Genomic DNA, 25,082 nt, shown 5'->3' on the forward strand with positions numbered 1-25,082 from the left:
GGAAGAGGGCCGTGCGGACGGCCTTTTTCCGCGCCCTGCTAGGCGGTGAAGTCGAACAGCGGGCTGACGCTGACCCCGGCGTTGGTGAACAGGCTCTTATAGTAGGCGGTCTGGGTTTCCATGTTCGCGAAGGTGGTCTGCAGGATTTGCAGTTCCTGCTGCTGCTTCACCTGCTGCTGGTAGTTGGCGACCATCTGCTCCCGCAGGGCCTCGGACCGCTGGCCTTTCAGATCGTCCAACTGGGAGTCGATGTTGGCGTCGGCCCGAGTGACGTTGGTGGACATGTTGGCGAGCTGCGCCTCGGAGGCGGAGATCAGGTTTTCCGCCCGATCGATCGCTTCCAGCGCCGCGGTGCGGCCCTCCTCGGTGTCGAGGCCTTCGTAGAACCAGCTCTGCATTACGCCGGTGCCGCCGAACGTGATGGTGCCGGAAACGGTTTCCGACAAGGCTTCGTTGTCCGGATTGACGGTGAAGGTGATCGCCCCGGTTTCCGCGTCGTAGCTGTCCAGCCGCATGCCGGTGCGGGTGGAGGCGAAGCCGTCGCCCTTTTCGCTGTCCGCCGGGTTGGTGGTCTTGTAGTCGGTGTATTCGGCGATCGTGGAGGTTCCCGGATCGGGCACCCAGAGGTGGCCCTCGCTGTCCTCGATGTAGTAGTCGGTTCCGGCGTAGACCCCCTGCATCGCGGTTTCGTGGCCGCTGGTCGAGGTGGTGAAGGAGATGGTGTTGGGCGTCCAGTCGGTGGACACCACGTTGCCGATGGGGTTGTAGTCCTTGGCGTAGAGGTCGGCGGCGTTGTTGATCTTATCGACGTAGGCGTCGAATTCGTCCTTCATCAGGTCCGGAGAATCGGAGGACGGGTAGTTGCCGAGGATGATCCGCATCTGCAGCAGATAATCCTTGATCTGGGTCAGGCCTTCCTGGCCGTTCTCCACCGCCAGTCCGGCGTTGCTGATGCTCGCCTTGATGCGCGCCAGCTGGTTGGACTGGGAATCGAAGTAGACCGACTTCGCGTCGTAGGATTCCTGCAGCTTCTCGGAGGTGGCCGCGATTTCCTGCTGCTTGCGAGCGACGATCTGGCTGTAGACCGTCTGCTGCCAACTGATGCTGGACAGCCCATCATTCTGCAAGATCAGTGTGCTCATGACGATGTTTCCTCAGGTCATTGCGCACGGACGAACGCCGGAAATTCTCTCCGGTCCGGTGCTACGGTACCACGGAAATCCTTACCGAAGGATGAAAATTCATTCGGGCGGCGGTCTGCGCGCGGGCGCCGCCGGGTCCACGGAGACGCGCAGGTCCGTTCCCGCGTCCAGCGGGTCGTCCGCCGAGACGCGGGCGATGAGCTCGGGCGCGGCGGCGATGGCGTGGCCGGGGTGGCGCGCCCGCACCGCCGCCAGGGTGTCGCCCCGCCGCGCCACGAGCGGCACGAAGCGCTGGAAATCCGCCTCCCAGGGGGAGCCGTGGTCCGGCCATTCGGCCTCCAGGGCGTTTGCCATGATGCGGGAGAACATCAGGCGGCGGCGGGTGCGCGCCATGCTTTCGCGCCAGGTCCCCGGATCGCGGCGGGAATGGTCGGCGGCGTCCTCCCGCCAGAAGAACTCCGCCGTCGGGCGCCAGCTGGGCGCGAAGCCGGTGCGCTCCAGCAGTTCCAGGAGCAACAGGAAGTCCTCGCCGGTGTCGAGGTCCGGCGCGTCCAGGACGTCGGCGTCGAGCAGCTCGCGGCGCGCCAGCCAGGCGTTGGAGACGATGTAGTTGGCGCGCGCGATGCGCCCGGGGGAGAACGGTTCGAGGAAGGCGAGGTCGCGGTTTTCCGCGTGCCGGGCGGAGCGCCCGGGCGTGGCCTGCGCCTCGATCACCCGCACCGCGCCGGAATAGGCCAGCCGCGCGCCGCCGCGCCGCAGCACGGCGAGGAGGGAGGCGACATGCTCCGGATGGAGGGAATCGTCGTCGTCGAGAATGCCGAAATAGTCCGCTTCGACGGCCCGCAGCCCGGCCCACAGGGCGCGGCTGCGGACCGGGGCGGGGGCGATGTCGATGACGGTGAGATCGGGGAAGCGCTGCCGCATGCCGGAGAGCATCTCGGCCAGACCCTCCACCGCGTGGTGGACGACGACGATGGGGCGGATCGCGCGGTGCGTCTGCGCCGCGAGGGCGGCGAGCGCGCGGGCGAGAACCGCGGCCGGGCGTCCCCCGGCGCGGACGATGTAATCGACGCGGGTTTCCGGGCAGGGGCTGGGCAGCGGCGCGGGAGGGGCGAGGCGCGTGAGCAGGCTCTCCACCGACATCTCGCGGGCGAAGCGGTCGGCGGCGCGGGCCGCGGCCCCGGGGGTCGGGCGTGCCGCCGCGTCCGCGACGGCGTCGATCAGGCGCATCGCCGCCGCCGCTTCGGGCAGCAGCGCCACCGCGTCGCCGAAGTGCGCGGCGATCCACGGATGCGCCCCGGCGATCGTCGGCGCGCCCATCGCCACGGCCTGGAAGAAATGCGGCGCGGGAACGCCGCGCTCCCGCTCCTCCGGCGTGCCGGGGTGCAGGTAGCGCCCGTGCCGCGCCAGGCGCTCGGCGAACGGCGTGTCCGCCTCCCCCCGCCAGGCGCTGCCGAGGGCGGCCCACGGGTCGGCGGGGCCGTAGACCGCCAGCGGCAGGCGGTCGGCCAGGTGCATCAACGGCATCAGCCACGCGTCGGAGAGGTCCGCCGCCTCCACCATCAGGGCGGCGTCGCCGGGCGCGGCCGGGCGCGGCTGCCGCACGGACGAGAACGGCGCCTCGGCCACCGGGCAGGATTTGCGCGCCGCGTGCAGGATGTCGCGGACATAGCGCGCCGCGGCGGCGTCGGGCACGACGAGGCCGTCGCAGGAGAGCAGGTAGCGGATGTAGGCCGCCTTCGCCTCCAGGCGGGGCGCGTGGTCCCACAGCACCGCGACGGTCGGCAGGGCGGTGAGTTTCGGCGCGGCCATGGTCAGCGACAGCACCAGGTCGGGCGCGAAATCCAGAATCTCCGCGCTCGCCGTGCAGATGCGGCAGGGCCAGCCGAGGGCCTCGCAGCCCGCTTGCAGCAGGGCCGCCTGCGGGCGGCCGGTGCCGGGGTGGTCCCCCTCGCCGAAGACGTGCAGGGCGATCTTCATGCGCCGCCTCCGGCGGGTCGGCAAGCGCCGTCGAGAAGGCGGCACAGCGCCTCCCGCGCGGCGGGCGGCGCGGCGATGTCCCAGAACAGGGGGAGGCGGTCCTCCTCGATGCAGGGTTCGCCGTCCACCGACGCATAGGGGCGGCCCGTCGCCGCGGCGAGATTGTGGAAGAAGGGCTGCCGCCAGCCGGGATTGAGAATCTCCACCAGCGGCGCGTCGGGCGGGGCGAACAGCGCGTTGACCAGGCCCGCGCCGTGGGGCCCGGCGATGCAGGCGGCCTCGGCGAAGAGGGCGGCCTGCTCCTGCGGCGGCAGGGCCGCCGGATCGACGGCGGAAAACCCGCGCGCCGCGAGCAGGGCGGTGAGTTCCGCCTCGCCGTGCAGGCGGCGGTGGCCGCCCGTGCGGGTGATGAACAGCCGCCGCCGTCCGCTTCCCGGCGCGGCGCGCCAGGGCGCGGTCATGGCGATTCTTTCCCAGAACGGCAGCACCGGCACGATCAGGCGGCGGCAGCGCACCGCGCCGGGATAGGGCACGGCGACGAGGCGCGCGGCATCGACGCCGAGGGCGTGCAGCCACCAGTCCTGGAACGGCGCGCGCGCCGCGTTGATCAGGATCGGCATGCCCGCGAGCTGCGGTTCCTTCAGGACCGCGATGAGGCGCGGCAGGAAGTCGGCCATCCAGTGGTAGTAGTTCGCCGATCCGCCGAGGGCGATGGCCGGTCCGTCCAGGGTTGCGCACGGCTCGGGCACGAGGACCCGCACGTCGTCGTCCGCGCCATCGACGTGGAAATAGAACGGCATGTGCTGTTGCGGGATGTCGAAGTGCAGGTCGATGTGGATGCGCCCGGCGGCATCCGCCACCCAGGTCTCGCCGCCGAGGAACAGTCCGTCCGCAATCTCCGCGAGGAGGGCGCGCGGCGATTCCCGCCGCCCGAGGGGAGGGACGAAGCCTTCCGCCCGCACCGGCGCGCCGCACCGGGCGGCGATGTCCCAGAGGGCGGCGCGGACGGCGGCGTCGTCCGCTGCGGCCAGGTAGAGGGCGGAACGGCGGAAAGGGACGATGCGGAAGCGCCGCCCGGCGAGGGCGCCGCCCATGCCGAGCGCCGCGCCGCGCAGGGCGACGGCGCGCCCGGCATCGCCGGTGCGGAGCAGCGCGTTGCTGAGGGCGTAGGCGAGGGTGGGGCTTTCCGGCAGCGCGGAGTGGGCCTCCAGCGCCGCGGCGAGGGCGGCGGCGTCCGGCTTTTCGGCGCGCAGGACGTCGAGGTATTCCACGGCGAGAGCGATGCTGCGCGGCGTTTCCGCGAGACCCCGGCCGAAGGCTTCGGCCGCCTCGCCGCGCGCGCCCATGCGGGCCAGCGCCGAGCCGAGCCCCCACCAGGCGTTGCCCCGCGCCTGCGGCGGCAGCTCGCCGAGGGCGCGGCGGTAGGCCTCCGCCGCCGCGTCGTGCAGCCCCTGGCTGAGGTAGAGCTCGCCCAGGCGCAGGGCGGTGGACATGGCGTTTCCTTCCGCGTTCGAGTGCCGCCGGCAACCCCGTGGCCGGCCATGATACAGGGACCGCCGCATCGGCGGCAACGTCACCTTTGCCGCGTCAGCGTCATCCCGGAGAGGATCGAGAACTGGTCGGCGTCGCCGGTTTCGAGACGGACCACGATCCAGGAGCGCCGCGTCACCGCGGTGAAGCGGACCTCCAGCGGCCCGGAGCCGACGCGGCCGCCGGAGGCGAGGGCGTCGGGCGTCCGGGCGCGGGTGTAGAGGGGGTCGTTGCCGTCGGTTTCGGTAAAGCCGGGGCCGCGGTAGCCGCCGGGAAAGACCTGGACCAGGGCCGCGTGGAACGGATCGCCTGCGGTCACCGAGACGGAGAGGGTGTAGGTCTCGCCGATCAGGGTGTCGATCGGCCGGTCGATGCGGGCGCGCAGGCCGGGTGGGCCGTTGACCACCACGCCGTCGGCCAGAGGTTCCATCCACGCGCCGTCGAACGCGGTCCAGCCGTTCAACAGATTGAGGGCGTTCTGCGGGGCTTCGGCGCGCGCGGCGCGGCGCCAGTAATGGGGCGGGAACGGCGGCAGGAAGAAGGTTTCCGGGTCGTAGGCGGGGACCGGCTCGCCTTCCTGCCAGATGGCGGAGGCATCCCAGGCGAACACCGCAAGGCTGTCGAACAGGCCGAGGAAGCGGAAGCGCGCATCCGTCAGGACCAGGCTTTCGATGACGCGGGTGACGCCATCCCAGTGGTCGATGGCGGCGACGTCGTGGAAACAGACGATGGCGGTTTCGCCGAGGTGCGGAACCCAGGCGCGCAGGTCGGCGGAGAGCGCCGCAAAGGTGTGCATGGCGTCGATGAACAGCAGGCGGACCGGCCCGCCGTTCCAGGCCGCCGCGGCGGCCTCGGAGGCGCGGGGAATCGCCTCCACGCGGTCGCGCAACCCGGCCCGTTGCAGCCCCTTTTCGAATATCTCGAAGTGGGAGAGCCCGGAGGTCAGCCACTCCGGCTCGAAACCGCCGCGCGGGGTGAGGCTGCCCCAGGCGGAGGTGTCGAGGTCGAAGCGATCGACGCTGTGGACTTTTTCATCGCCGCCGCGGCGTTTCAGCCCCTCGGCGAGGTAGGCGCTCGAACGTCCGAGGAAGGCCCCGACCTCGACCACCGCGCCGTCGCCGGGCGCGGTGCGCGCCAGATCGAACAGCGTGGCCGATTCCCGCGGGCTGAGATAGCCGACGCACTGGTCGAGTTCGGACAGGCGGTCTTGGAACGTCGCCCATTCCGGCGCGTCGCCGGGGCAAAGCGGGGGTCCGAAAAACCGGTCGTCCATGGTTTCCTCCTGCCGTTGGCCGGCCCGCCGCGTCAGCGCGCCGCGGCGTCGTGGCGGGCGAGGGTGGCGTCGATCTCGCCGATCCGGGTTGCGGCGTCGCGCGCCGCATCGCGGCTCCACGGGCCGTTGGAGCGGAAGTCGAGGGCGGGCGGATCGGCATCCGGGCGCGGCAGGCCGAAGGTGATGCGCGGCCGCCGCCCCCAGCGCGCCGCGGCGCGCTCGGCGACCAGTTCGGCGATCTCGGCCATGCGCGGGTTCCAGTCGCCGCCGAGGTTCCACGCCTCGTGCGACCAGGCGTCGTCGGGGGCGGCCAGCGCGGCGGCGACGGCGCGGCCCACCATCGGCATCGGGATCATGTTGCGGGGTTCGCGGCCATGGCCGCGGATGGCGAGAACGCCGGATGCGGCCTGGGCGCAGAGGTCGTTGACGACGAGGTGGGCGGCGTCGGCGAGGTCGTCGCGCGGCGGGCCGAAGGCGTTGGACAGGCGGATTTCGCCCCAAAGGCCATGGCCGCGGGCGCGCACGACCGCCGCCGCCGCGTGGTGGGTGACGGCATAGGGGTGGACCGGAGCGGGCGGGGTGTCGCGGTCGATCACCCCCGCAAGCGGCGCGCCGTAGACGTGGATCGTCGAGAAGTAGAGCAGGCGCGCGACGCCCCGGCGGTCGCAGGCGTCCGCCAGCCGCCGGGTGCCCTCGACGTTGACCGCATGCGCGCGGGCGGGATCGCGCGCGCAGTCCGCGGCGCCGAGGGCGGCGAGGTGGACGACCGCCCGGATGCCGGTGCAGGCGCGGTCGAGGGATGCGGCGTCGGCGAGGTCGGCGAACCGCACCCGCGACGGCTCCGCCCAGGCGGGCAGCCGCTCGGGCGGACGCCGCACGCCGAGGAACACCGTCCAGCCCGCCGTCTCCAGCGCTTCGGCGAGGCGTCCGCCGAGATAGCCGCAGCCGCCCATCAGCAGGATCGCCCGGGAGGCATCGCCGGTCATCGGAGTCACCACCGGAACGGGATGTCGGGGGTTCCGATCGGCTTTTTTTCGCTCTCCGCCGGGTCGTGGGGCAGGCTCGCGCAGTTGGCGAGCAGCGCCGGTTCGCCGCCGATCGCGGCGAACGACATCCAGATGCCCGGCGGCACGGTGAGCAGCGCGTGGTTGCCGCCGCCGATCGCGAAGGTTGCGGTCTCGCCGTACGTCGGGCCGCCGCTGCGGCCGTCGTGCAGCACGATCTTCATGTCGCCCTCGGGCACTGCGTATTGGCCGGTGGCGCGGGTGTGGCGGGTCCACCCCTTCACCGCGCCGGGAAGCGCGAGGGAGAAATAGATTTCGCCGAAACCGGCGAAGTGGGGGTCGTCGGCGCGCAGCATCTTGAGCACCGCGCCGCGTTCGTCCTGATACCGCCCGAGCGGCGACACGATCACGCCGTCGATCATCGGGGCCTCGCCTCCACGTCGCGCATGTGCCGCGCGATCTGGCCGGTGGTGGTTTCGGCCACGTCGGCGCCGTCGGCGGCGGCGCGGTACCAGGCGACGGTCTCGCGCACCGCGCGGGCGGTGCCCCAGGCGGGGAACCAGCCGAGATCGAGCTTCGCCTTGTCGATCGCGAGTTGCAGCAGGCGGTGCTCCATCGGCGCGTCCGGGTCGCCCTCGATGCGCACCGAGGCATTGCCGCCCCACACCTCGACCGCGAGGTCGGCGATGTCGCGCACGCGGAAGAGGCCGCCGATCTCGGGGCCGAAGTTCCAGCTGCCGCGGTAGCGGGCGGGGTCGGCGAGGAGGCGCGCGCCGAGGGTCAGGTAGCCGCGCAGCGGGTCGAGGACGTGCTGCCAGGGGCGCGTCGCCTCGGGGTTGCGCAGGACGATCGGCCGCCCGGCGCGCAGCGCGCGAATGCAGTCGGGGACGATGCGGTCCTTGGCCCAGTCGCCGCCGCCGATGACGTTGCCCGCGCGCACCGTCGCCGCGCCGAGGTCGGCGCGGGCGTCGAGAAACGAGGCGGCGTAGGCGTGGAAGATCATCTCCGCCGCCGCCTTCGAGGCGCTGTAGGGGTCTTCGCCGCCGAGTTCGTCGGTCTCGCGGTAGCCCCACACCCACTCCTTGTTGCGGTAGCATTTGTCGGAGGTGATGAAGACCAGCGCGCGCAGGCCGGGCGCGCCGCGCGCCGCCTCCAGCAGGTTGACGGCGCCGCCGGCATTGGTGTCGAAGGTTTCCTTCGGGGCCTGGTAGGAGCGCCGCACGATCGCCTGGGCGGCGAGGTGGAACACCGCCTCCGGCCGGGCGCGGGCGAAGACCGCGCGCACCGCCTCGGCATCGCGGATGTCGCCTTCGACGTGGGCGATGCGCCCGGCGAGGCCGAGCGCGGTGAAATGGGCCTCCGGATCCTCCGGCGGCAGGGCGAAGCCGGTGACCTCTGCCCCGAGCAGGGTCAGCCAGTGCGCCAGCCACGACCCCTTGAAACCGGTGTGCCCGGTGACGAGAACCCGCTTGCCGCGATAGGAGGAGAGAAGGTCGGTCATCGTCTACCAGATTTTCCAGGGGGCGCGCCCCGACGCCCAAAGCTCGGTGAGCAGGGTGTTGTCGCGGGGGGTGTCCATGCACTGCCAGAAGCCGTCGTGGGCGTGCACCATCAGTTCGCCGTCCTGCACCAGGCGCTTCATCGGTTCTTCCTCGAGCACCAGGGAGTCGCGGTCGTCGAGGTAGTCGAAGACGCCGGGGCCGAAGACGAAGAAGCCGCCCGAGATGCGGCCCTCGGAGACCTGCGGCTTTTCGTTGAAGCCGGTGGCGCGGCCTTCGGCGGAGAGGGTCAGTTCGCCGAAGCGGCCGGGCGGGCGCACGCCGGTGACGGTGGCGAGCCTGCCGTGGCGGTTGTGGAAGGCGATGAGCGCGCCGATGTCGAGGTCGGTCACGCCGTCGCCGTAGGTGAGGCAGAAGGGCTCGTCCCCGACATAGGGGCGGACCCGCCGCACCCGTCCGCCGGTCATCGTGCCGAGCCCGGTATCGACCAGCGAAATCTTCCAGCCGCTTTCGGCATGGCCGCCGTGCACCGTGATTCCGCCGCCGTCGCCGAGGGTGACGGTGCAGTCGCAGGTGTTGGTCTCGTAGTTGAGGAAGTACTCGCGGATCTTGTGGCCGAGGTGGCCGAGGCAGAGGACGAATTCGGTGATGCCGTGGGCGGCGTAGCCCTTCATGATGTGCCAGAGGATCGGCCTGTCGCCGATCGGCAGCATCGGTTTCGGCAGCGCCTCGGACACGTCGCGGATGCGCGTGCCGTAGCCGCCGCAGAGGATCACCGCTTTCATCGTTTTCCCCTCCTTCTCGGGGGCGGTCAGGCCGGAAGTTTTTCCAGCACGCGGGCGATTTCTTCGTCGCCGATTTCGCAGTTCCATACCGTGAAGTGGTCGAGCAGGCGTTCGATGCCGTGGGTCCAGACCACCGAATAATCCAGGCCGCGCATCTTCGAGATCGGTTCGAAGTAATCGCATTCGAAGAACGGAATGCCGAGTTCGACGACCTTCGTGCCCTTGGCGCAGTAGACGATGTTGGCGAGTCCCGCGCCGCTCAGGCCGACGATGCAGGCCGCCTCCTGGAACAGGCGGATTTCGTCCGGCAGGGCGAGGGTGGCGGTATCGACGATCTCGAAGCCGCGCGCGGCGAGGGCGGCGATCAGCTTGTCCTCGTTGATCAGGCGGCGGTGGCGGGTTTCCCCACGCTTGATGTAGATCCGCCGGGTCCGCTCCCGCGGCTGGTCGGCCTGCGCGAAAACGTCGATGAGGGCGCTGTTGACCTTGAGGAAGTTGGTCTTGGCGAACAGCCGCGTCGGGCCGAGCACCGGCACGATCAGCTTGCGGAAGGTATAGGACGAGGGGTAGGGCATCGGCAGCAGCCGTTCCTCGGGCACCCCCAGCATCGCCAGAGCCTCCTTCTGGAACGGCGCGAGGTCCTGGTTGACGATCAGCGGAAAGCCGTCGAACGCCGGGTTCTGCGCGATCGCCACCAGGCGCGGCAGGAAATCGGTGGTCCAGTGGTAGTAGTTGAAGGAGCCGCCGAGCAGGATCGCGTCCGCCTCGAAGCGGCTGCGCGGCAGCGGCTGGATCAGGCGGGCGCGATGACGGTGGTGGTAGTAGGGGGCGTAGAACGAGAAGTGCGGGCCGTCGGGGCCGTGCGGAATGTCCTTGAAGACGTCCTGATAGACCGCGTCGTCGGGGGTGAGGATCAGCCATTCGCCGCCCAGCACCGTCGCGTTCTCGAACACCGCGATGCAGGCCTTTTCGTCGAAGTCGCTCATCCCCGCCCACGGGATGATCTTCGGCGCGTGGCGGCCGGTATGGACCTCCGGCGGCTTGGCGTCCTCGTCCGGGATCTCCTCCGTGTCCTTTCCGGGCGGCGCGAGATAATGGAAGCTCGAGGTCTTGACCACGTAGCCGTCGATGTTCGCCATGGTTTCCGGCGAAAACCCCATGGGGAGGGAACGGATATCGACGCCTTCGGCAAAGCGCTTGACGCTGATCAGGAGGTTGCCGAGGGCTTCGGAGATCAGGTACGAGGTCCGCGCCTCTTCCGGCAGGGTGGCGTAGAGGCGCAACGCGCCCTCGACGTCGCCGATGCGGATCGCCAGGATCGTCAGCAGGACCGCGAGATCCTCGTCCATGCCGCGTTGCGCCGCGACCTGCGACAGCGCCATGTGGGCGCGGCCGTGCCCGCCGTCGCAGGCGATGGCCCCCGCCATGCGCGACAGCGACGCGGCGACGCCGAGGGCGCGGCGGAAGTGCGGCAGCGCCGCTTCCTGGCGGCCCCTTTCGGCCAGCATCAGCCCGTAGCGGTGGTGGGCGGGAACCTGGCGGAAGTCCTGGGGCGGCTCCTTGCCGTCGCGCACCGGGTCGAGGTAGTCGCCGTCGAGGTATCGCTCATAGAGCGCGAACGCCGCCTCGCGGTCGCCCCGTTCCCACAGGAGGTCGGCGAGGAGCACGCCGCTCTTGCGGTTCGGCGCGATGGCGTAGAGCCGCTCGGCGGCCCGCAGCGAGAGGGTCTTGTCTTCGAGGATGCACAGGACGGCGAGCAGGTATTCCAGGCTCCGCGGATCCTGGGTCTCGGCCTCGATGGCCGCGCCGACGGCGGCGCGGTCGAGGTCGAGCAGAGCCTCCGGCGTCATCCGGACCGACAGCAGATCCGTCGAGAAGTTGACGTAGAACGAGCGTGCCGAGTTGAAGCGCCCGGCGGCATGGGCCTCAAGAGCCAGATTCAGGGCTTCCCAATACATTCTGTAAGTTCCCTCAAGCGCTTCGGTTTTTCCGCCTTCTGGCGGTCAGTCCTTGGACTCCAGGGCCCAATCGTAATCCTGGCACTCGACCACCTTGCGCTGGTGGCGGACGTAGTAGGTGGGATCGGATGTGGGCGCGTGGTCGGTGATCGGGCGGGCCTCGTCGGTGCCGAAGATGTCCGAGTAGTCGCTGTGGAAGCCGTCGCAGATGGCCTTCGCGGCGCAGCGCGCGCACTTCGCCGAGTAGGCGTAGCGGACGTGCTCGGACGCGCGCAGGCGGCCGTGGGCGCGCACCAGTTCGGGGGTGTTCTCGAACGGCTTTTCCTCCCATCCCGGCGCCAGGACGTGCGTCGCCGGAACGTGGCCGATGCCCGGCGAGAAGGTCTGCGTGCGCAGGTCGTAGGGCTCGTCGAGAGGCTGGGTGGAGATGCGCTGGTTGATGCCGAAGCTCCAGCACCACGAGGCGTAGTGGCCCTCGTGCAGGTCGTAGGAGAGCTGCTGGAAGTTGAACATGTTCTTGCGCAGTTCCGGGCGGACGAAGCAGATCGGCATGTAGCGGACGTTCGCCTCGATGTCGTGCGCCTCGAGATGGGCGATGGCGCCGTTGAGGTACCCGGCGACCTCGGAATACGACGGCACGTTCTCGGCGGTGCGCTTGCCCTGCTTCGCCTGGTCCTCGAACGGGTTGAAGGCGATGAAGTTGACGACTCGGACGCGGTGGGCGACCGCGAGTTCGGCGATCTCCATCAACTGCGGCAGGGCGGTCTTGCTGAGCACGCAGTTGAAGCGGATCGGCACGCCGGCCTCGGCGAGGTTCTGCAGCGCCGACGTCTGTTTCTTGTGCCCGCCCGGCACGCCGGCGATCGCGTCGTAGACTTCGCGCAGGCCGTTGACCGAAAGGATGACGTCGTAGAGGCCGCTGTCGCGCAGTTCCTCGACCCGGTGCTTGTGGGCGAGGACCATGCCGTTGGTGATCAGCGTCGGGCGCAGGCCGATCGACGCGCAGTAGCGCACCAGGTCGTTGATCGGCTTGAAGATCGTCGGCTCGCCGCCCTGGATGTCGATGGATTCGCAGCCGTAGTGGAAGCGCATCGTCGCGCACATGTCGCGCGCCTTCTCGAAGCTCATGAAGGCGTGCTCGGGGTGTTCCTTGCTGTTGATCCGGTCGAGGAAGTAGCAGAACGTGCAGCGGATATTGCAGGTCTGCCCGAGCCAGAAAAAGTTCCGCCGGGTGAGGGCCCGATGCGTCGTCTTCACGAACTCGTATTTCCACGAGATCGGTGCGAGGGCCGCGGGTCCGGTAGTCGTGTCTTTGGTGTCGGCGACAGCTTCCATGGCGGTAGGTCCTCCGATTCGTCAAGGGGTGCCGAAAGCCTATGGATCGACCCGTTAAGATTCAATAAAATTAAGATTCGATCGCGCGCCGCCCGGCGTGTGACGCCGGGCATCGCCGCGAAGCCGTCCGCCGGGGCGTCAGGCCTTCGGCGCGAGCAGGAACTCGACCACCGCCTCGGCCTTGTCCGTTCCCTCGCCTTCGGGGTCCATGTTGGCCTTCAGCCAGGTCTTGGCCTCGTCCATGTCCACCGGGTAGGTCTTGACCAGGGCGGCGATGATGGACTGCATGGCCAGAACGTTGGCGGCCACGTCGTCCAGCGCGGACAGGAATGTCTCGTTGTTGCCGAGAGACTGTTCGTACATGCGGTTGACGTCGGCGGAAACCTCCTGCAGCAGCCCCTGGACGCGTTCAATCAATCCTTCACTCATGGCTCCAACCCCTGGTAAAAACGAATGGCTTCGCCACCATAGCGGAAGCTCCCAGGGCTGTCATGGGACAAATCCGGCGGCGGCGGCAGGTTGGGGGAATGGGCATGGCGCGCAGGTTCGGCATCGGCTGGCAGGTCGGCGGCACCACCGGATGGGGGGTTTACGGGCTTGCCCTGATGCTGCGCGGCGCGGCGCGCGGGCTGGCGCCGGTGCCGGTCTACATTTCCCCCACCTTCACCCCCGATCCGTTGCAGGCGCGGCTGATCGCGCCTCTGCGCTCCCGCTGGTTCATCGAACAGGAATTCTTTTCCCTCGGCGAGGGGGCGGTGCAGGCGGACTATCCCTTCCTGCTCGGCCTCGGCAACGACCTCGCCCCGCCCGACGCCATCGACTACATCTCCGGCATGCCGGACATCGGCGTGGTGTTTTTCGAACACCGCGCCATTCCCGCCGCCGACCTGGCGCGGGCGAAGGACCGTTTCGCCGGAATGGTCGCCGGATCCTCATGGAACGCCGAGGTGCTGCGCGATCACGGCTTCGGGAACGTCGTCTTCTGCCCGCAGGGGGTCGATCTCACGCGCTTCCACCCCGCGCCGAAGGACGGGGCGCTTGCCGGACGCTTCGTGGTGTTTTCCGGCGGCAAGCTGGAGTTCCGCAAGGGGCAGGACATCGTGGTGGAGGCGTTCCGCCGCTTCCACGCGCGGCATCCGGAGGCCCTTCTGATGGTCGCCTGGCACAATCATTGGGATGCCTCGGTGGCGAGCCTGGAGAGATCCCCCCATGGCGTCGGCCGTCCCGGGCGCGATGCGGAAACCGGCGCCTGGCGGATCGCCGAGTGGCTGGCCTCCCAGGGGGTGCCGCCGGATGCGGTGATCGACCTGGGCGAGGTGGCGCATGCCGAGATGCCGCGCCTGCTGCGGGAATGCGACGTCGGCCTGTTCCCCAACCGCTGCGAGGGCGGCACCAACCTCGTCGCCATGGAATGCATGGCCTGCGGCGTGCCCGCCATTCTCTCCGCCAACACCGGCCACCGCGACCTGCTCGCCCGGCCCGGCGCGTCTCTCGCGCTGACCGTGCAGGGCACGGTCGCGGGCACCGCCGACGACGCCCCGGACCTCTTTCTCGATTGGGGGGAAAGCGACCCGGACGAGGCCGTCGAACGTCTGGAATGGGTGTTCGCCAACCGTGCCGAGGCGGCGGAAACCGGCGCGCGCGGCGCGGCATTCCTGCGCGAATGGGCCTGGCCGGACAAGATCGACGCCCTGCTCTCCACCCTCGGCTGGCTGTAGGGGCGCGGCTTCCGGCTTTTTCTATGACGGCGGCAATGCGCCGAGGGCGTCGCCCACGGCGGCGGCGACCGGCGGCCAGTCGCCGAGGTCCGCCTGGCGGAACAGGCGGGCGGAGGCGTACCACGGCGTCGCCGCGCCGCGCCGCCCCCACCGCCAGTCGGGTTCCGCAGGCAGGAGAATCCACGTGGCCACGCCGAGGGTGGCGGCGAGGTGCGCGGCGGCGGTATCCACGGAAATCACCAGGTCGAGCCCGGCGGCGAGGCGGGCCGAGGCGAGGAAGTCGGCAAGCTCCGGCTGCGCCACCCCCGGCGGCATGTCCGCGCCGGGATTGAGGGAAATCCACTCCGCGCCGGGCCGCGCCGCGACGATGCGGGCGGTCTCCTCCACGGGCAGGGAGCGCCAGCGGTCGTTGTCGTGCGCCGGGTTGCCCGCCCGCGCCAGGCCGATGCGCGGCCGCCGCCCGGCGGCGGGCGCGGCGGCGGGAAACGGCGCGCGGGCGGCGAGCTCCGGCGCGGCGCCGGGGTCGGGCAGGCCCATGCGGTGCGGCAGGCTGAACAGCGGCGCCCAGGCGTCGGCTTCGGCGGTTTCCGCCATGTCGAGGGGAATCGCCGCCGCCTCCGGCAGCAGGGTGCGGGCGAGCGCCGCGAGAGGCGGGTGCAGGGCCAGGGTGACCGCGCAGCCGCGCGCCGCGAGAAGGGGAACGTAACGCAGGCATTGGATGGTGTCGCCCAGGCCCTGTTCCGCGACGACGAGCAGGCGCGGCGGCGGCGGCCCGCCGCGCCAGTCCGGCAGGCGGGGGCGGAGCGGCGGTCCGAGGCCGAGGGCGAGGCGGTGCTCCCAGGCGGCGAAGCCCTCGGCCCAGCGTCCGGCGAGGAACAGCACGTGCGCGCGGTTCCAGTGCGCGGCATGGTCGTCGGGGTCGTCCAGCAGGGCGCGGCAGTAGCAGGCGTCCGCCTCGTCCAGCCGGTCGAGGCGGCGCAGGGCGCGCCCGGTGTTGAGCAGGACGTCGCGGGGCGGGTTCGCGGCGGCGATGAGGGGGGCGTAGGCGTCCACCGCCTCGGCGGCGCGCCCGAGGCGGAAGAGGAGGTTGCCGAGGTTGAAGCGCCCCGCCGCGTGGTCCGGGTGGAGGGCGACGAGGCGGGAAAGGGCGATCGCCGCGGCGGCGGCGTCGCCGCCTTCGGCGTGGGCCACGGCGAGGTCGTAGAGGGCGGCGGCGAACGCGGCGTCGAGGCGCAGGGTGCGCTTCCACGTGGCGATCGCCGCGGCGCGGTTTCCGGCCAGGGCCTGGGCGACGCCGAGGCGATAGGCGGCGTGCGGGTCGGACGCGCTTTCCGCCGCCGCGGCGAGGCTCTCCGCCGCCGCGGCGAAGCGGGCCGCGGCCAGATCCGCCAGTCCGGCGCGCAGCGCGGGGGAGGCATCCGGCGGCGGGGTCCAGTCCGCGTCGTCGATACGGCCGCCCGGGCCGCTCATCGGCGGGTCTCCGCCGGGCGGGCGAGGGCGGCTTCGAGCAGGGACGCCAGGTCGGCGGCGAAGCGCGCGCCGTCGAGCAGCGGCGAGGCGGCGAAGCGGGCGCGCCGCGCCGCGCGGTCGGCGTCCAGCATCGCCGGGGAATTCGCCCAGGCGATGGCGGTGCGCACGTAGTCGCCGGGGCCGCCCGTCACCTCGCCCGCGAAGCCGCCGAAGGTGAGGTGGCTGGTGGCATGGCGGCTGGCGAAGGTGGCCCCCGGCGCGGTGATCACCGGAATGCCCATCCACAGCGCCTCGACCGTGGTCAGCCCGCCCGCGTAGGGAAAGGAATCGAGCGCGAAGTCGCAGTCGTTGTAGAGGCCGAGCAGGGTTTCGTGCGGTATCCGGCCGCGGATGTGCAGGCGTTCCCCGGCGATGCCGTGGGCCTGGAAGGTGCGCTCCAGGTAGTCGCGCACCAGCGGGTCGTCGAGGCCGCGGAAGGTCATCAGCAGGCGGCTGTCCGGCACCGCGGCGAGAATCTTCGCCCAGGCGGCGATGAGGTCGGGGTTGAGCTTCGACGGGTTGTGGAAGGCGGCGAAGCTGACGTAGCCGTTGCGCCGCGCCGCGCCGCCCTGCGGCGCGGGGGCGTAGTCCGGCGGCGCGTAGCAGACGTAGCCCGCGGGCATGCGCCAGATTTCCTCGACGTAGGCGGCTTCCTCCAACTGCGGCACGTGCACGCGGTCGGCGATCAGGCCGTCGATCTGCGGCAGCCCGGTGGTGCCCACATACCCCATCCAGGTGGCCTGCAACGCCGCGGGGCGCGCCGCGAACACGCCCAGGCGGTTGCGCCCGGTGTGCCCGGCGAGGTCGATCAGCACGTCCGGCGGGTCCTCGCGGATCAGCGCGGCGAGGGCTTCGTCGGAGAGGGGGGCGACGGCGTGCCACGCCGCCGCCGCGTCGCGCAGCGCGTCGGTGAGGGGGTCGTCGTCGCGGTTGCTGGAATAGACGGTGACATCCATCCCCGCGGCGCGGGCGTGCGGCATCCATCCGGCGCAGAAGAAGCCCACCGGGTGGCGGCGCATGTCCTCGGAGACCAGGCCGACGCGCAGGCGCTTGCCCCGTTTCGGCGCCGCCGGGCGCGGCGGCGTGGCGGGGAAGTGCTGGCGCGCCCAGGCGCGGTGCTGCGCCAACAGCGAGGCGGCGCTCTGTCCCGGCAGGTAGTGCAGGGCATGCAGGGCGTTGCCGTGGGCGTGGCGGTAGGCGGGGTCGATGGCGAGCGCGGTCTCGAAGGCGCGCAGCGCCTCCGCCGGATGGGCGGCGTCGGAAAGCGCGTTGCCGAGGTTGCACCAGGCCCGCGCGTGGCGGGGGTCGGCGTCGATGGCGTGGCGGAAGGCCGCGATCGCATCGCTCAGGCGTTGACGGCCGTAGAGCACGGTGCCGAGCGAGAAGGCCACCTCGGCGCGGCTCGGGTGGTGCGGCGGCAGGTTTTCCAGGGCGCGGGCGTAGCGCGCGGCGGCGGTGTCGATGTCGCCCACGGCTTCCGCCGCCTGCGCCATCAGCCGCGCCACCGCCGGATCGGCGGGCCAGCGGCGCTCCGCCGCAAAGGCGTGGGCGAAGGCGTCCGCGCCGTGCCCGGCCATCAGGTCCGCGACGATGAGGTCGCGCCATGCGTCGCGCGCCGCATCGGAGGAGTCCTCGCCGTAGGCCTCCACCGCGTGCAGGAGGTGCGGCAGCGCCGCCGCGGCGTCGTCGCGCAGGAGCGCCGCCACCCCGAGGTGATGGTGGAACACTCCGGCCTCCGGGTCGGTCATCAGACCGAGGCGGCAGAAGGATTCCGCCTCCTCCGGACGGTTGCCGGTGAGCGCGGTCAGGCTGAGCTTGGCGAGGCGCGCGGTCAGGGCGGGCTGCGGCATGAAAACGCGTCCTGGGCAGGGGGAAGGAACGACTTTCCGAGTCGCAGCATGCGGCAACCGCTCCGCCGCGTCAAATCCATGCGTTTCGCCCGTGCGCGACTCGTTAGGTCTTTGGTAACCTTCATGGTGTATGCATGCGAGCATGCCGGGAAGGGCATTCCGGCAATGAAGCTTGATCGCGGACTATCGGGCTGGCATGATGACCCCAACGTTGGGACGAGCGGCGAGAAGCGTCGTGCGCCCAATGCCGATATGTCCGGCCCAACCTAGAATAGGAGCATGAGCCATGGCCAATAGCATCACCTTGTCGTCCGCCACGCGGACGAACCTGCTGTCGCTGCAACGCACCACCGATCTCATCGGGCAGACGCAGGAACGCCTCTCCACCGGCAAGCGGGTCAACAGCGCCATCGACGACGCGCTGTCGTTCTTCACCTCGCGCAACCTGAACGCCCGCGCCTCCGACCTTGCCACCATCAAGTCCGGCATCGACGAAGGCATCGAGGTGCTGACCACCACGACCGACGCCCTGACCAGCGTCGAAGACGTGTTGAAGCAGATGAAGGCTATCGCCTCCTCGGCGAAGTCCACCGCGGCCACCGATACCACCACCCGCAACAAGTTGGTCTCCCAGTTCAACGAGCTGCGCAGCCAGATCGACAATCTGGTGAACGACGCCTCCTACAACGGCATCAACCTGATCCGCGGCAGCTCCAACGAGACCACCACCAAGGCCGACAACCTGACCGTGAAGTTCTCGGAAGACACCACGGCGTCGCCGAAGCGTGAGATCACCATCAATGGCGAAAGCTCGGACGCCAGCTCGTTGAACCTCAACGCGGCTTCCACCGGCTCCTCCGCCTGGGCGATCACCGACGGCACCCATGCGTCGGTCATCGATTCCGCGATCAACGAAATCGATTCCGCGCTGACCACCGTGCGCACCACCTCCCAGACCTTCGGCATCAACGCCTCCCTGCTGCAAATCCGGCAGGAATTCACCGACAACCTGATCAACACCCTGGAGAGCGGCGCCGCCAACCTGGTGAACGCCGACCTCAACGAAGAGTCCGCGAACATGCTGGCGCTGCAAACCCGCCAGTCGCTGGGCACCATCGCCCTGTCGATCGCGCAGCAGTCCGAACAGTCGATCCTGCGTCTGTTCTAAGGCGCCGCAGGATATCGGTAACGGGCGGCGGACTTCGGTCCGCCGCTTCGTTTTCCGGCCTAGGCAGGCCCGGCATCTTTGCGCATAATGCGCTGGCGGGGGGGCCCGCATGCTCAAGGACGGCTCATGCCCCTGAAACTCACCCTGCGGAAAAACGAAAAGATCCTGATCGGCAACGCCGTTCTCCAGAACGGCGACGGCAAGTCGGAGTTCGTCGTTCTCAACCACGTGCCGGTGCTGCGCGAGAAGGACATCATGACGGAGGACGCGGCGGATACCGTCGCGAAAAAAATCTACTACACCATCCTCAACATGTACGTCACGCCCGAGCAGGAGCGGAGTTTCCACAAATTTTACTTTTTACTGCTAAAACAGTTGCTGGTATTGCCTCTGGGGGACGAGGGCCTGGACCTGATGATGGAAACATCCGAGTACATCATCGCTGGAGACCATTATAAGGCACTGAAATCGTGCCGGAAGTTGATCGATTACGAGGCGGAGGTCATGTCACATGGCGAATGAACGGATACGCGCTTACCAGCAGGCTCAGACCGCGAACCTGTCCGGGCGCGAGCTGGAGGCGATGGCTTTCACCAAGGCGGCGCTGAAACTCGAAGACGCGAAGAAGCTGACCGAGAACCCCACGGAATTCGGCAAGGCCCTGCGCTTCAACCACCTGCTGTGGACGATCATCCAGGCGGACATCGTGGAGCCGAGCAACATGCTGCCGCCGGAAATCAAGGCCAACATCATGAGCCTCAGCATCTTCGTCGATAAGCAGACGGCGAAGGCCCTGCGCACCCGCAATGCCGCCGACCTCGAAGTCCTCGTCAACATCAACCGCAACCTCGCCGCCGGTCTGCGGACTGCCCCCGAGAAGCCGGACGCCGACTGACCTCGGGAGGGAGGGGTGGCCCTCGAGGAGCGTTTTTTCGCCACGGACCTTTTCCGCCTGCCCGCCAAACCGGCGGTGAGCGCCGCATGGCGGCGCTTGCAGATGGGAGATCCGGAAGGGGCCGCCTTTCTGCTCGACGGAATCGGCGCGGCGGACGCCGGGGCGGCGTGCCTCGCGCAACTGCGCGCCGCGGTTTCGGTGTCGCGCGGCGATGCCGCGGCGGCGGCGGCGGAGATCGACGCCGTGCTGCCGTGCCTGTCCGACGCCGGGGAGATCGCGGCGCTTTCCTTCCAGAGCGGCATTTGCCATGCCGCCGCAGGCGACGCCGCCGCGGCGCATGCCGCCTTGTCCCGCGCCGCGCATGCCGCGCCGCGGCGGCCCGACACCCGCCTGGCGCAGGCCGAGGCGGCCTGGGACGCGGGCGGCCCCGCCGCCGGGCGCGCCGCCTTCCGCGCCGCATGCGCGGCGGACTGCGGACCGGGGCTGTGGACCGCCTGGGCGCGGCGCGAGCGCGGCGCGGGGGAAACCGCCGCCGCGCGCGCCGTCCTCGATGACGGCCTCGCGCGGCATCCGGACGATCCCGACCTTCTCGCCGTCCTTGCGGCCTGGTTTCTGGGAGAGAAACGCCCGGAGGAGGCTCTGGGCGTTCTCGACCGTCTGCCCGGGGCCTGGCGGAACCACCCCGTCGCCCGGGTCAACCGGGGCAACGCCCTGCTGCAGATGCGCCGTTTCGACGAGGCGGAGGCGTGTTTCGCGGCGGTTCTGGCCGATGCGCCGGATTTCTTCGAGGCGCAGCTCGGCATCGCCACCGTCGCCTTCGACCGGGGGGAGGACGCCGCGGCGCAGGCCGCCTTCGACGCGGCGGCGCGGCTGCGCCCGGGCGACCGGGACATGCGCCTCAAGATCGCCACCCTCTATGCCCGCACCCGCCGCATTTCCGAGGCGGAGGCGGTGTTCGCCGCGCTTCTCGCCGAGAACCCCGACGACTTCGCCGCGCACTATCAGCTGGCGGTGCTGCTGTATGTGGAGAACCGCCACCTCGAGGCGGAGACCCATGCCCTGGCGGCCCTCGCCCTGGACCCCGCGGCGCGCGAGCTTTACGACCTTCTGGGCCTGTTGCAGATCGCGCGCGGCGACATCGACGCGGCGACCGCAAGCTTCGGCCAGGCGATGGCGACGGTGCAGCCCAAGACCGTGGCCTTCGTCTCCAACTGGCTCTACCTCTTGAACTACAGCATCGCGCGGAGCCCGGCGGAAGTCGCCGCCGCGCACCGCGCCTACGGCGCGCGGTTCGGCGGGCGCGGCGCGGACCCGGCGTTCGCCTTCGCCAACGATCCGGACCCGGAGCGTCCCCTGCGGGTCGGCTATGTGTCGCCGGACTTCCGGGCGCATTCCGTCTCCTATTTCATGGCGGCGGTGGTGCGCGGCCACGACCGCGCCAAGGTGCGCGTCTATGCCTACAGCTTCACCCAGCAGCGCGACAGGATGACCGGCTGGCTTTCCGAGACGGCGGACGCATGGCGCGACGTGGCCGCCATGACCTGGGACGAGATCCGCGAGCGGATCCGCGCCGACGGCATCGACATTCTGGTGGACCTCGCCGGGCATACCGGCAACAACCTGCTGCCGGTGCTCGCCCGCCGCGCCGCGCCGGTGCAGGTGAGCTGGCTGGGCTATCCCAACACCACCGGGCTGCCGGCCATGGACTACCGCATCGTCGATGCGGTGACCGACCCGCCGGGAGAGGACGATGCCCTGGCCACCGAGGAACTGGTGCGGCTGCCGCGCCCGTTCGTCTGCTACCGTCCGGTGAACGACCGGCCGGAGGATGCGGCGGGGCCGATGGCGGCGGGCGGGCCGTTCACCTTCGGCTCGTTCAACGCGGCGCTGAAGCTGAACGACCGGGTTTTCGACGCCTGGGCGCGCATTCTCGCGGAAGCGCCGGATGCGCGCCTTCTCCTCAAGGCGAAGCAATACGCCAATGCGCCGACCCGGGATTGGGTTCTGGACGCCTTCGCCGCCCGCGGCATTGCGGCGGAGCGCCTGGTCCTGCGTGCCTTTACGGCGACCCTGGGCGAACACCTGGGGATGTACGGCGAGATCGACCTGGCGCTCGACACCTTTCCCTACAACGGCACCACCACGACGTGCGAGGCGATGTCCATGGGGGTGCCGGTTCTCTCCCTGCGCGGCGACCGCCATGCCGCCCGCGTCGGCGAGACCCTGCTGTCCGCTGTGGGCGTCGATCCGGTTTTCCTCGCCGACGATGTGGACGATTACGTGTTCCGGGCCGTCGGCTGGGCCGCACGGCGGACGGAGCTGGACGCGATGCGCCGGGATATCCGGTGGCGGCTGGAGCATTCCCTCCTCTGCGACGAAGCGGGGCAGGCCGCCGCCATGGAGGACGCCTACCGCGCGATGTGGCGCCGCTGGTGCGCCGCAGGGCCGCGCTGCGGCCTCGGCCCGTCCGAATTCGACGAGGAGCTGCGGGCGGCATGCGCAAAGACCTGATCTTCGCCATGGGGTATCTGGAGGCGGGGCGCCCCGCCGCCGCCGCCGCCGCCGCGCGCGAGGCCCTGGCCGAGGCTCCGGAGTCCCCCGACGCGCACTACGTTCTCGGCAGCGCGCTGCGGGAAATGGACGAGCCGGAGGCGGCGCTGGCGCACCTTGCCCGCGCCGCCGGGCTGGCCCCCGGCGATGCGGCGATCCGCCATGCCCTGGGGCTGGCGCTGCTGCAAGGCGGCGACCCGGCGGCGGCGCGCGAACACCTGGCGTTCGCCGCGGCGCGCCAGGGCGACCTCGGCTTCCGGGAAAGCCTGGGGGCCTGCCTGGCCGCGTTGGGGCTCCCCGCCGAGGCGGAACCGCACTTGCGCGCCGTCGCCGAGGCGCGCTCCGGCTCTCCGTCGTCATGGGCCAATCTCGGCTCCGTTCTCACCGATCTCGGGCGCTGCGGCGAGGCGGCGGCGGCGGCGGAACGGGCGATCGCCCTGGATGCGGACCACGTGGAGGCGCACATGGCCCGCGCCTTCGCCCTGCTGCGCGCCGGGCGCTGGGCCGAGGCGTGGCCGGAGTACGAATGGCGCTGGCGCCGCCGGGTCTTCCGGGAGGCCTATCCTCCCGCCGCCTGCCCGCGTTGGCGCGGCGAGCGGCTGCCGCCCGATGCGCGGCTGTGGGTGCGCGGCGAACAGGGGCTGGGCGACCATGTCCAGTTCGCGCGGTTCGTGCCCCCGGCGGCGGAGCGTGCGGGATGCCCGGTGGTTCTGACCGCGCCCGCGCCGCTGCGGCGGCTGCTGTCCACGGTTCCGGGGGTTGCGGCGTGCCTCGACCGCGGCGCGCCGGACGGATGCGCCGCGGAAATTCCCATGGCGAGCCTGCCCGGGCTGTTGGGCGCGCGCCCGGACGGCCTGCCCGGCGGCGTGCCGTTCCTCCGCGCGCCGGAAGCGCCGCGCCTGCCGCCCCGCCGGGGCGGGCGGGCGCGCATCGGCGTGGTCTGGTCCGACAAGCCGAAACCGCGCAGCCGCGCCGTCGATTTCGACGCCCTGGCCGCCGCCCTCTCCGGCCTGGAGGCGGAGATCTTCAGCCTGCAACTGGGAGAGGGCCACGCCGCCCGGGCGGCGGCGGCGGGCTGGACCGACCTTTCGTTCCTGATTGGGGATTTTGCCGATACCGCCGCCCTGGTGGCGCAGGTGGACGCCCTGGTTTCCGCCGATACCGCCGCCCTGCACGTCGCGGGCGGCCTGGGCGTGCCGGTGTTCGTGCTGTTGCAGGCGATGGGGGATTGGCGCTGGCTACAGCGGCGGACGGACAGCCCGTGGTATCCCTCCGCCCGCCTGTTGCGCCAGGAAACCCAGGGGGACTGGGGCGTCCCCCTGGCGGCGCTGCGCGCTGCGCTTCAGTCCATGTAGTTGAGCAGCGACAGCTGGTTGATCATGCTCATCGCGGCGTAGGAGATCTGCAGCGCGGTGCTCTGGTCGTTGATCATCGTCGCCACCTCGGTGGTGTCGGCGTCTTCCATGTCGCTCATCCGCGTCGCCAGGAAGGTGGAGTAGGTCTGCTGGCTGGTCAGCGCGTTCTTCAGCACCACCTGGTTGCTCGCCAGCAGGTTTTCGAGGCGCGAGAAGTCCTGGCCGTTTTCCGCGGTGTTGCCGACCTCGTGCTGCACCGCGTCGGAGGCGATGGAAAGCGCCTCGTTGAGGCGGCGGGTGAGTTCCTCGCCGTCGATCTCGCCGGTGACGGAATCCGTCGGCAGGCCCTGGATCACCATGCCGATGGCGCGGATCGCCTTTTCGATCGCGCCGTTCTTGGCGTTGACGCCGAGCTCGATGCTGCGGGAGTCGCTCACCCGGTGCTCCACCACCGTTTCGCCGCCCTTGTAGTAGATGTCGTTGCTGAGCGCCGCGTTGCCGGTGGCGGCCACCGCCTCGGTCACCGGCGGCGGCTCCACGGTGAGGGTTCTGCCGTCGGCGGAGATGCCGGTGACGGTGAAGGTGCGGTTGTTGGTGTTGGTGCCGGAGACGGTGATCTGCCCCGGCTGGATCGCCGGAACGCTCACCGTGGCGCCCGCCGCCAGGGTTTCGTCGGTGGTCAGTCCGGGCGCGAGCGTCAGCGTGCTGCCGTCGGCGGAAACGCCGGAGACGGTGTAGAAGCGGTCGTCGGCGGTGCTGCCGGAAAGCTGGATCGTCATTCCCGCCTCGACGTTCGCGAACGCCCCGGCGGTGCCCGCGGTAAGGGTGCCGTTGGTCGCGTCCAGGGTCAGCGGGCCGGTGGCGGCGTTGGTGTAGGTTTGCAGGTTGAACGCCCCGGCGGTGCCCGCGGTGATGGTGCCCGCGCCGTTGTTGAAGGTGAGGGTGCCGGTATCCCCCGAGGTGATCAGCGTGTCGTTCATGTGGGCGAAGCGGCTTTCCGGCGCGGTGATGTCGTTGCCGTCGTAGACCGCCTGGAAGTCCTCCACCGAATCGAAGGGGATGGAGATCGGCAGCACGTCGTTGCGCCCGCCGGAGAACAGGTACTGATCGCCCAGCTTGATGTCGAAGTAGGACTCGATGTCCTTCAGGATGTTGAAGGCGCGGTCCTGTAGCCCCTTGAGGTTCGTCAGTTCCTCGTCGTCCATGTTGGTGAGGTCGTGGTTGAGGTAGGAACTGAGGTCGTCGCGGAAGTTGATCAGCGAGGCCCGCGCGCCGTCCACCGACGAACTCATCGCCGAGAGCCGGGTGTTGGCCACGGTGTTGTTGGTGATGTAGGTCTGGTTGAGCGCGGAGATGTTCTCGAAGCTGACCAGGCGCAACGCGTCGGAGGCGATGCCGGAGTAGGTCTGGGACTTCTTTTCCGTCGAGAGCTGGGTCTGCAGGTCGTAGATCCGCGACTGCGTGCTCATCAGACGGGCCGACATCAGGCTGTGGGCGGCGAGAGTGGGAACCCGGGTCATCGGAATGCCCC

Annotated in this window: 20 protein-coding genes; 6 read left to right on the plus strand and 14 right to left on the minus strand. The window is 70.5% G+C overall.

Annotated elements, in window-relative coordinates; genetic code table 11:
• Positions 1-38: 38 nt before the first annotated feature.
• The 11 genes from O7R11_RS02835 to O7R11_RS02885 form a co-directional block, all read right to left on the minus strand.
• Positions 39-1,142 carry a hypothetical protein gene (locus O7R11_RS02835; RefSeq protein WP_337995970.1) on the minus strand — a complete coding sequence of 368 codons (1,104 nt, stop codon included), beginning with the start codon at positions 1,140-1,142 and terminating at the stop codon, positions 39-41.
• A gap of 99 nt (positions 1,143-1,241) precedes the next feature.
• The gene (locus O7R11_RS02840) at positions 1,242-3,122 is read right to left on the minus strand and encodes a glycosyltransferase family 2 protein (RefSeq protein ID WP_337995971.1); all 1,881 of its coding nucleotides are present in this window, start codon (positions 3,120-3,122) and stop codon (positions 1,242-1,244) included.
• Positions 3,119-4,615 carry a glycosyltransferase 61 family protein gene (locus tag O7R11_RS02845; RefSeq protein WP_337995972.1) on the minus strand — a complete coding sequence of 499 codons (1,497 nt, stop codon included), beginning with the start codon at positions 4,613-4,615 and terminating at the stop codon, positions 3,119-3,121. Before O7R11_RS02845 ends, O7R11_RS02840 begins: the two co-directional genes overlap by 4 nt.
• Before the next feature lie 80 nt (positions 4,616-4,695).
• On the minus strand, positions 4,696-5,925 hold the full coding sequence (locus O7R11_RS02850) for a class I SAM-dependent methyltransferase (protein ID WP_337995973.1): 1,230 nt from the start codon (positions 5,923-5,925) through the stop codon (positions 4,696-4,698).
• A 32-nt stretch (positions 5,926-5,957) separates the two neighbouring features.
• Positions 5,958-6,911, minus strand: coding sequence for an NAD-dependent epimerase/dehydratase family protein (locus O7R11_RS02855; protein WP_337995974.1), 954 nt, complete (start codon positions 6,909-6,911; stop codon positions 5,958-5,960).
• A gap of 5 nt (positions 6,912-6,916) precedes the next feature.
• Positions 6,917-7,351 (minus strand): dTDP-4-dehydrorhamnose 3,5-epimerase, encoded by a 435-nt coding sequence (locus tag O7R11_RS02860; RefSeq protein ID WP_337995975.1) that lies wholly within the window; start codon positions 7,349-7,351, stop codon positions 6,917-6,919.
• Positions 7,348-8,430, minus strand: coding sequence for a CDP-glucose 4,6-dehydratase (rfbG, locus tag O7R11_RS02865; protein ID WP_337995976.1), 1,083 nt, complete (start codon positions 8,428-8,430; stop codon positions 7,348-7,350). Before rfbG ends, O7R11_RS02860 begins: the two co-directional genes overlap by 4 nt.
• A gap of 3 nt (positions 8,431-8,433) precedes the next feature.
• Positions 8,434-9,213 carry a glucose-1-phosphate cytidylyltransferase gene (gene rfbF, locus O7R11_RS02870; RefSeq protein WP_337995977.1) on the minus strand — a complete coding sequence of 260 codons (780 nt, stop codon included), beginning with the start codon at positions 9,211-9,213 and terminating at the stop codon, positions 8,434-8,436.
• A gap of 26 nt (positions 9,214-9,239) precedes the next feature.
• Positions 9,240-11,171, minus strand: a complete 1,932-nt coding sequence (locus O7R11_RS02875) for a glycosyltransferase 61 family protein (protein WP_337995978.1) — start codon at positions 11,169-11,171, stop codon at positions 9,240-9,242.
• A gap of 45 nt (positions 11,172-11,216) precedes the next feature.
• Complete coding sequence (locus O7R11_RS02880) at positions 11,217-12,506, minus strand: radical SAM protein (protein ID WP_337995979.1); 1,290 nt, start codon at positions 12,504-12,506, stop codon at positions 11,217-11,219.
• Between the two features lie 138 nt (positions 12,507-12,644).
• Entirely contained in the window at positions 12,645-12,935 is a 291-nt protein-coding gene (locus tag O7R11_RS02885; RefSeq protein WP_337995980.1) for a hypothetical protein, read from the minus strand.
• 104 nt (positions 12,936-13,039) lie between these two features.
• Here O7R11_RS02885 and O7R11_RS02890 point away from each other — a divergent pair, with 104 nt between their 5' ends.
• On the plus strand, positions 13,040-14,224 hold the full coding sequence (locus tag O7R11_RS02890) for a glycosyltransferase family 4 protein (protein WP_337995981.1): 1,185 nt from the start codon (positions 13,040-13,042) through the stop codon (positions 14,222-14,224).
• 21 nt (positions 14,225-14,245) lie between these two features.
• On the opposite strand, the gene O7R11_RS02895 is transcribed toward O7R11_RS02890, so the two are convergent.
• Both O7R11_RS02895 and O7R11_RS02900 read right to left on the minus strand, forming a co-directional pair.
• Positions 14,246-15,694: a tetratricopeptide repeat protein gene (locus O7R11_RS02895; protein WP_337995982.1), complete on the minus strand. Its 1,449-nt coding sequence runs from the start codon at positions 15,692-15,694 to the stop codon at positions 14,246-14,248.
• On the minus strand, positions 15,691-17,583 hold the full coding sequence (locus tag O7R11_RS02900) for an O-linked N-acetylglucosamine transferase, SPINDLY family protein (RefSeq protein ID WP_337995983.1): 1,893 nt from the start codon (positions 17,581-17,583) through the stop codon (positions 15,691-15,693). Before O7R11_RS02900 ends, O7R11_RS02895 begins: the two co-directional genes overlap by 4 nt.
• A gap of 286 nt (positions 17,584-17,869) precedes the next feature.
• Between O7R11_RS02900 and O7R11_RS02905 the strand changes: the two genes are divergently transcribed.
• From O7R11_RS02905 to O7R11_RS02925, 5 genes are all read left to right on the plus strand, one after another.
• Positions 17,870-18,751: a flagellin gene (locus O7R11_RS02905; protein ID WP_337995984.1), complete on the plus strand. Its 882-nt coding sequence runs from the start codon at positions 17,870-17,872 to the stop codon at positions 18,749-18,751.
• Between the two features lie 126 nt (positions 18,752-18,877).
• On the plus strand, positions 18,878-19,273 hold the full coding sequence (locus tag O7R11_RS02910; protein WP_337995985.1) for a flagellar biosynthesis repressor FlbT: 396 nt from the start codon (positions 18,878-18,880) through the stop codon (positions 19,271-19,273).
• Complete coding sequence (gene flaF / locus O7R11_RS02915; RefSeq protein ID WP_337995986.1) at positions 19,263-19,646, plus strand: flagellar biosynthesis regulator FlaF; 384 nt, start codon at positions 19,263-19,265, stop codon at positions 19,644-19,646. The genes O7R11_RS02910 and flaF overlap by 11 nt, the downstream gene beginning before the upstream one ends.
• A gap of 15 nt (positions 19,647-19,661) precedes the next feature.
• Positions 19,662-22,157 (plus strand): O-linked N-acetylglucosamine transferase, SPINDLY family protein, encoded by a 2,496-nt coding sequence (locus tag O7R11_RS02920; RefSeq protein ID WP_337995987.1) that lies wholly within the window; start codon positions 19,662-19,664, stop codon positions 22,155-22,157.
• Positions 22,142-23,551 (plus strand): tetratricopeptide repeat protein, encoded by a 1,410-nt coding sequence (locus O7R11_RS02925; protein ID WP_337995988.1) that lies wholly within the window; start codon positions 22,142-22,144, stop codon positions 23,549-23,551. The genes O7R11_RS02920 and O7R11_RS02925 overlap by 16 nt, the downstream gene beginning before the upstream one ends.
• On the opposite strand, the gene O7R11_RS02930 is transcribed toward O7R11_RS02925, so the two are convergent.
• On the minus strand, positions 23,539-25,071 hold the full coding sequence (locus tag O7R11_RS02930; protein WP_337995989.1) for a flagellin: 1,533 nt from the start codon (positions 25,069-25,071) through the stop codon (positions 23,539-23,541). The two genes, O7R11_RS02925 and O7R11_RS02930, sit on opposite strands and share 13 nt — an antisense overlap.
• Between the last annotated feature and the right edge of the window lie 11 nt (positions 25,072-25,082).

The sequence above is a fragment of the Oleispirillum naphthae genome (genome assembly GCA_027864655.1).
Taxonomy (GTDB): domain Bacteria; phylum Pseudomonadota; class Alphaproteobacteria; order Rhodospirillales; family Rhodospirillaceae; genus Oleispirillum; species Oleispirillum naphthae.

What these genes read in the sequence shown, in the direction of transcription:
- O7R11_RS02835 (WP_337995970.1), bottom strand. Translation starts at nt 1,142, where the DNA reads ATGAGCACACTGATCTTGCAGAATGATGGGCTGTCCAGCATCAGTTGG.
- O7R11_RS02840 (WP_337995971.1), bottom strand. Translation starts at nt 3,122, where the DNA reads ATGAAGATCGCCCTGCACGTCTTCGGCGAGGGGGACCACCCCGGCACC.
- O7R11_RS02845 (WP_337995972.1), bottom strand. Translation starts at nt 4,615, where the DNA reads ATGTCCACCGCCCTGCGCCTGGGCGAGCTCTACCTCAGCCAGGGGCTG.
- O7R11_RS02850 (WP_337995973.1), bottom strand. Translation starts at nt 5,925, where the DNA reads ATGGACGACCGGTTTTTCGGACCCCCGCTTTGCCCCGGCGACGCGCCG.
- O7R11_RS02855 (WP_337995974.1), bottom strand. Translation starts at nt 6,911, where the DNA reads ATGACCGGCGATGCCTCCCGGGCGATCCTGCTGATGGGCGGCTGCGGC.
- O7R11_RS02860 (WP_337995975.1), bottom strand. Translation starts at nt 7,351, where the DNA reads ATGATCGACGGCGTGATCGTGTCGCCGCTCGGGCGGTATCAGGACGAA.
- rfbG (WP_337995976.1), bottom strand. Translation starts at nt 8,430, where the DNA reads ATGACCGACCTTCTCTCCTCCTATCGCGGCAAGCGGGTTCTCGTCACC.
- rfbF (WP_337995977.1), bottom strand. Translation starts at nt 9,213, where the DNA reads ATGAAAGCGGTGATCCTCTGCGGCGGCTACGGCACGCGCATCCGCGAC.
- O7R11_RS02875 (WP_337995978.1), bottom strand. Translation starts at nt 11,171, where the DNA reads ATGTATTGGGAAGCCCTGAATCTGGCTCTTGAGGCCCATGCCGCCGGG.
- O7R11_RS02880 (WP_337995979.1), bottom strand. Translation starts at nt 12,506, where the DNA reads ATGGAAGCTGTCGCCGACACCAAAGACACGACTACCGGACCCGCGGCC.
- O7R11_RS02885 (WP_337995980.1), bottom strand. Translation starts at nt 12,935, where the DNA reads ATGAGTGAAGGATTGATTGAACGCGTCCAGGGGCTGCTGCAGGAGGTT.
- O7R11_RS02890 (WP_337995981.1), top strand. Translation starts at nt 13,040, where the DNA reads ATGGCGCGCAGGTTCGGCATCGGCTGGCAGGTCGGCGGCACCACCGGA.
- O7R11_RS02895 (WP_337995982.1), bottom strand. Translation starts at nt 15,694, where the DNA reads ATGAGCGGCCCGGGCGGCCGTATCGACGACGCGGACTGGACCCCGCCG.
- O7R11_RS02900 (WP_337995983.1), bottom strand. Translation starts at nt 17,583, where the DNA reads ATGCCGCAGCCCGCCCTGACCGCGCGCCTCGCCAAGCTCAGCCTGACC.
- O7R11_RS02905 (WP_337995984.1), top strand. Translation starts at nt 17,870, where the DNA reads ATGGCCAATAGCATCACCTTGTCGTCCGCCACGCGGACGAACCTGCTG.
- O7R11_RS02910 (WP_337995985.1), top strand. Translation starts at nt 18,878, where the DNA reads ATGCCCCTGAAACTCACCCTGCGGAAAAACGAAAAGATCCTGATCGGC.
- flaF (WP_337995986.1), top strand. Translation starts at nt 19,263, where the DNA reads ATGGCGAATGAACGGATACGCGCTTACCAGCAGGCTCAGACCGCGAAC.
- O7R11_RS02925 (WP_337995988.1), top strand. Translation starts at nt 22,142, where the DNA reads ATGCGCAAAGACCTGATCTTCGCCATGGGGTATCTGGAGGCGGGGCGC.
- O7R11_RS02930 (WP_337995989.1), bottom strand. Translation starts at nt 25,071, where the DNA reads ATGACCCGGGTTCCCACTCTCGCCGCCCACAGCCTGATGTCGGCCCGT.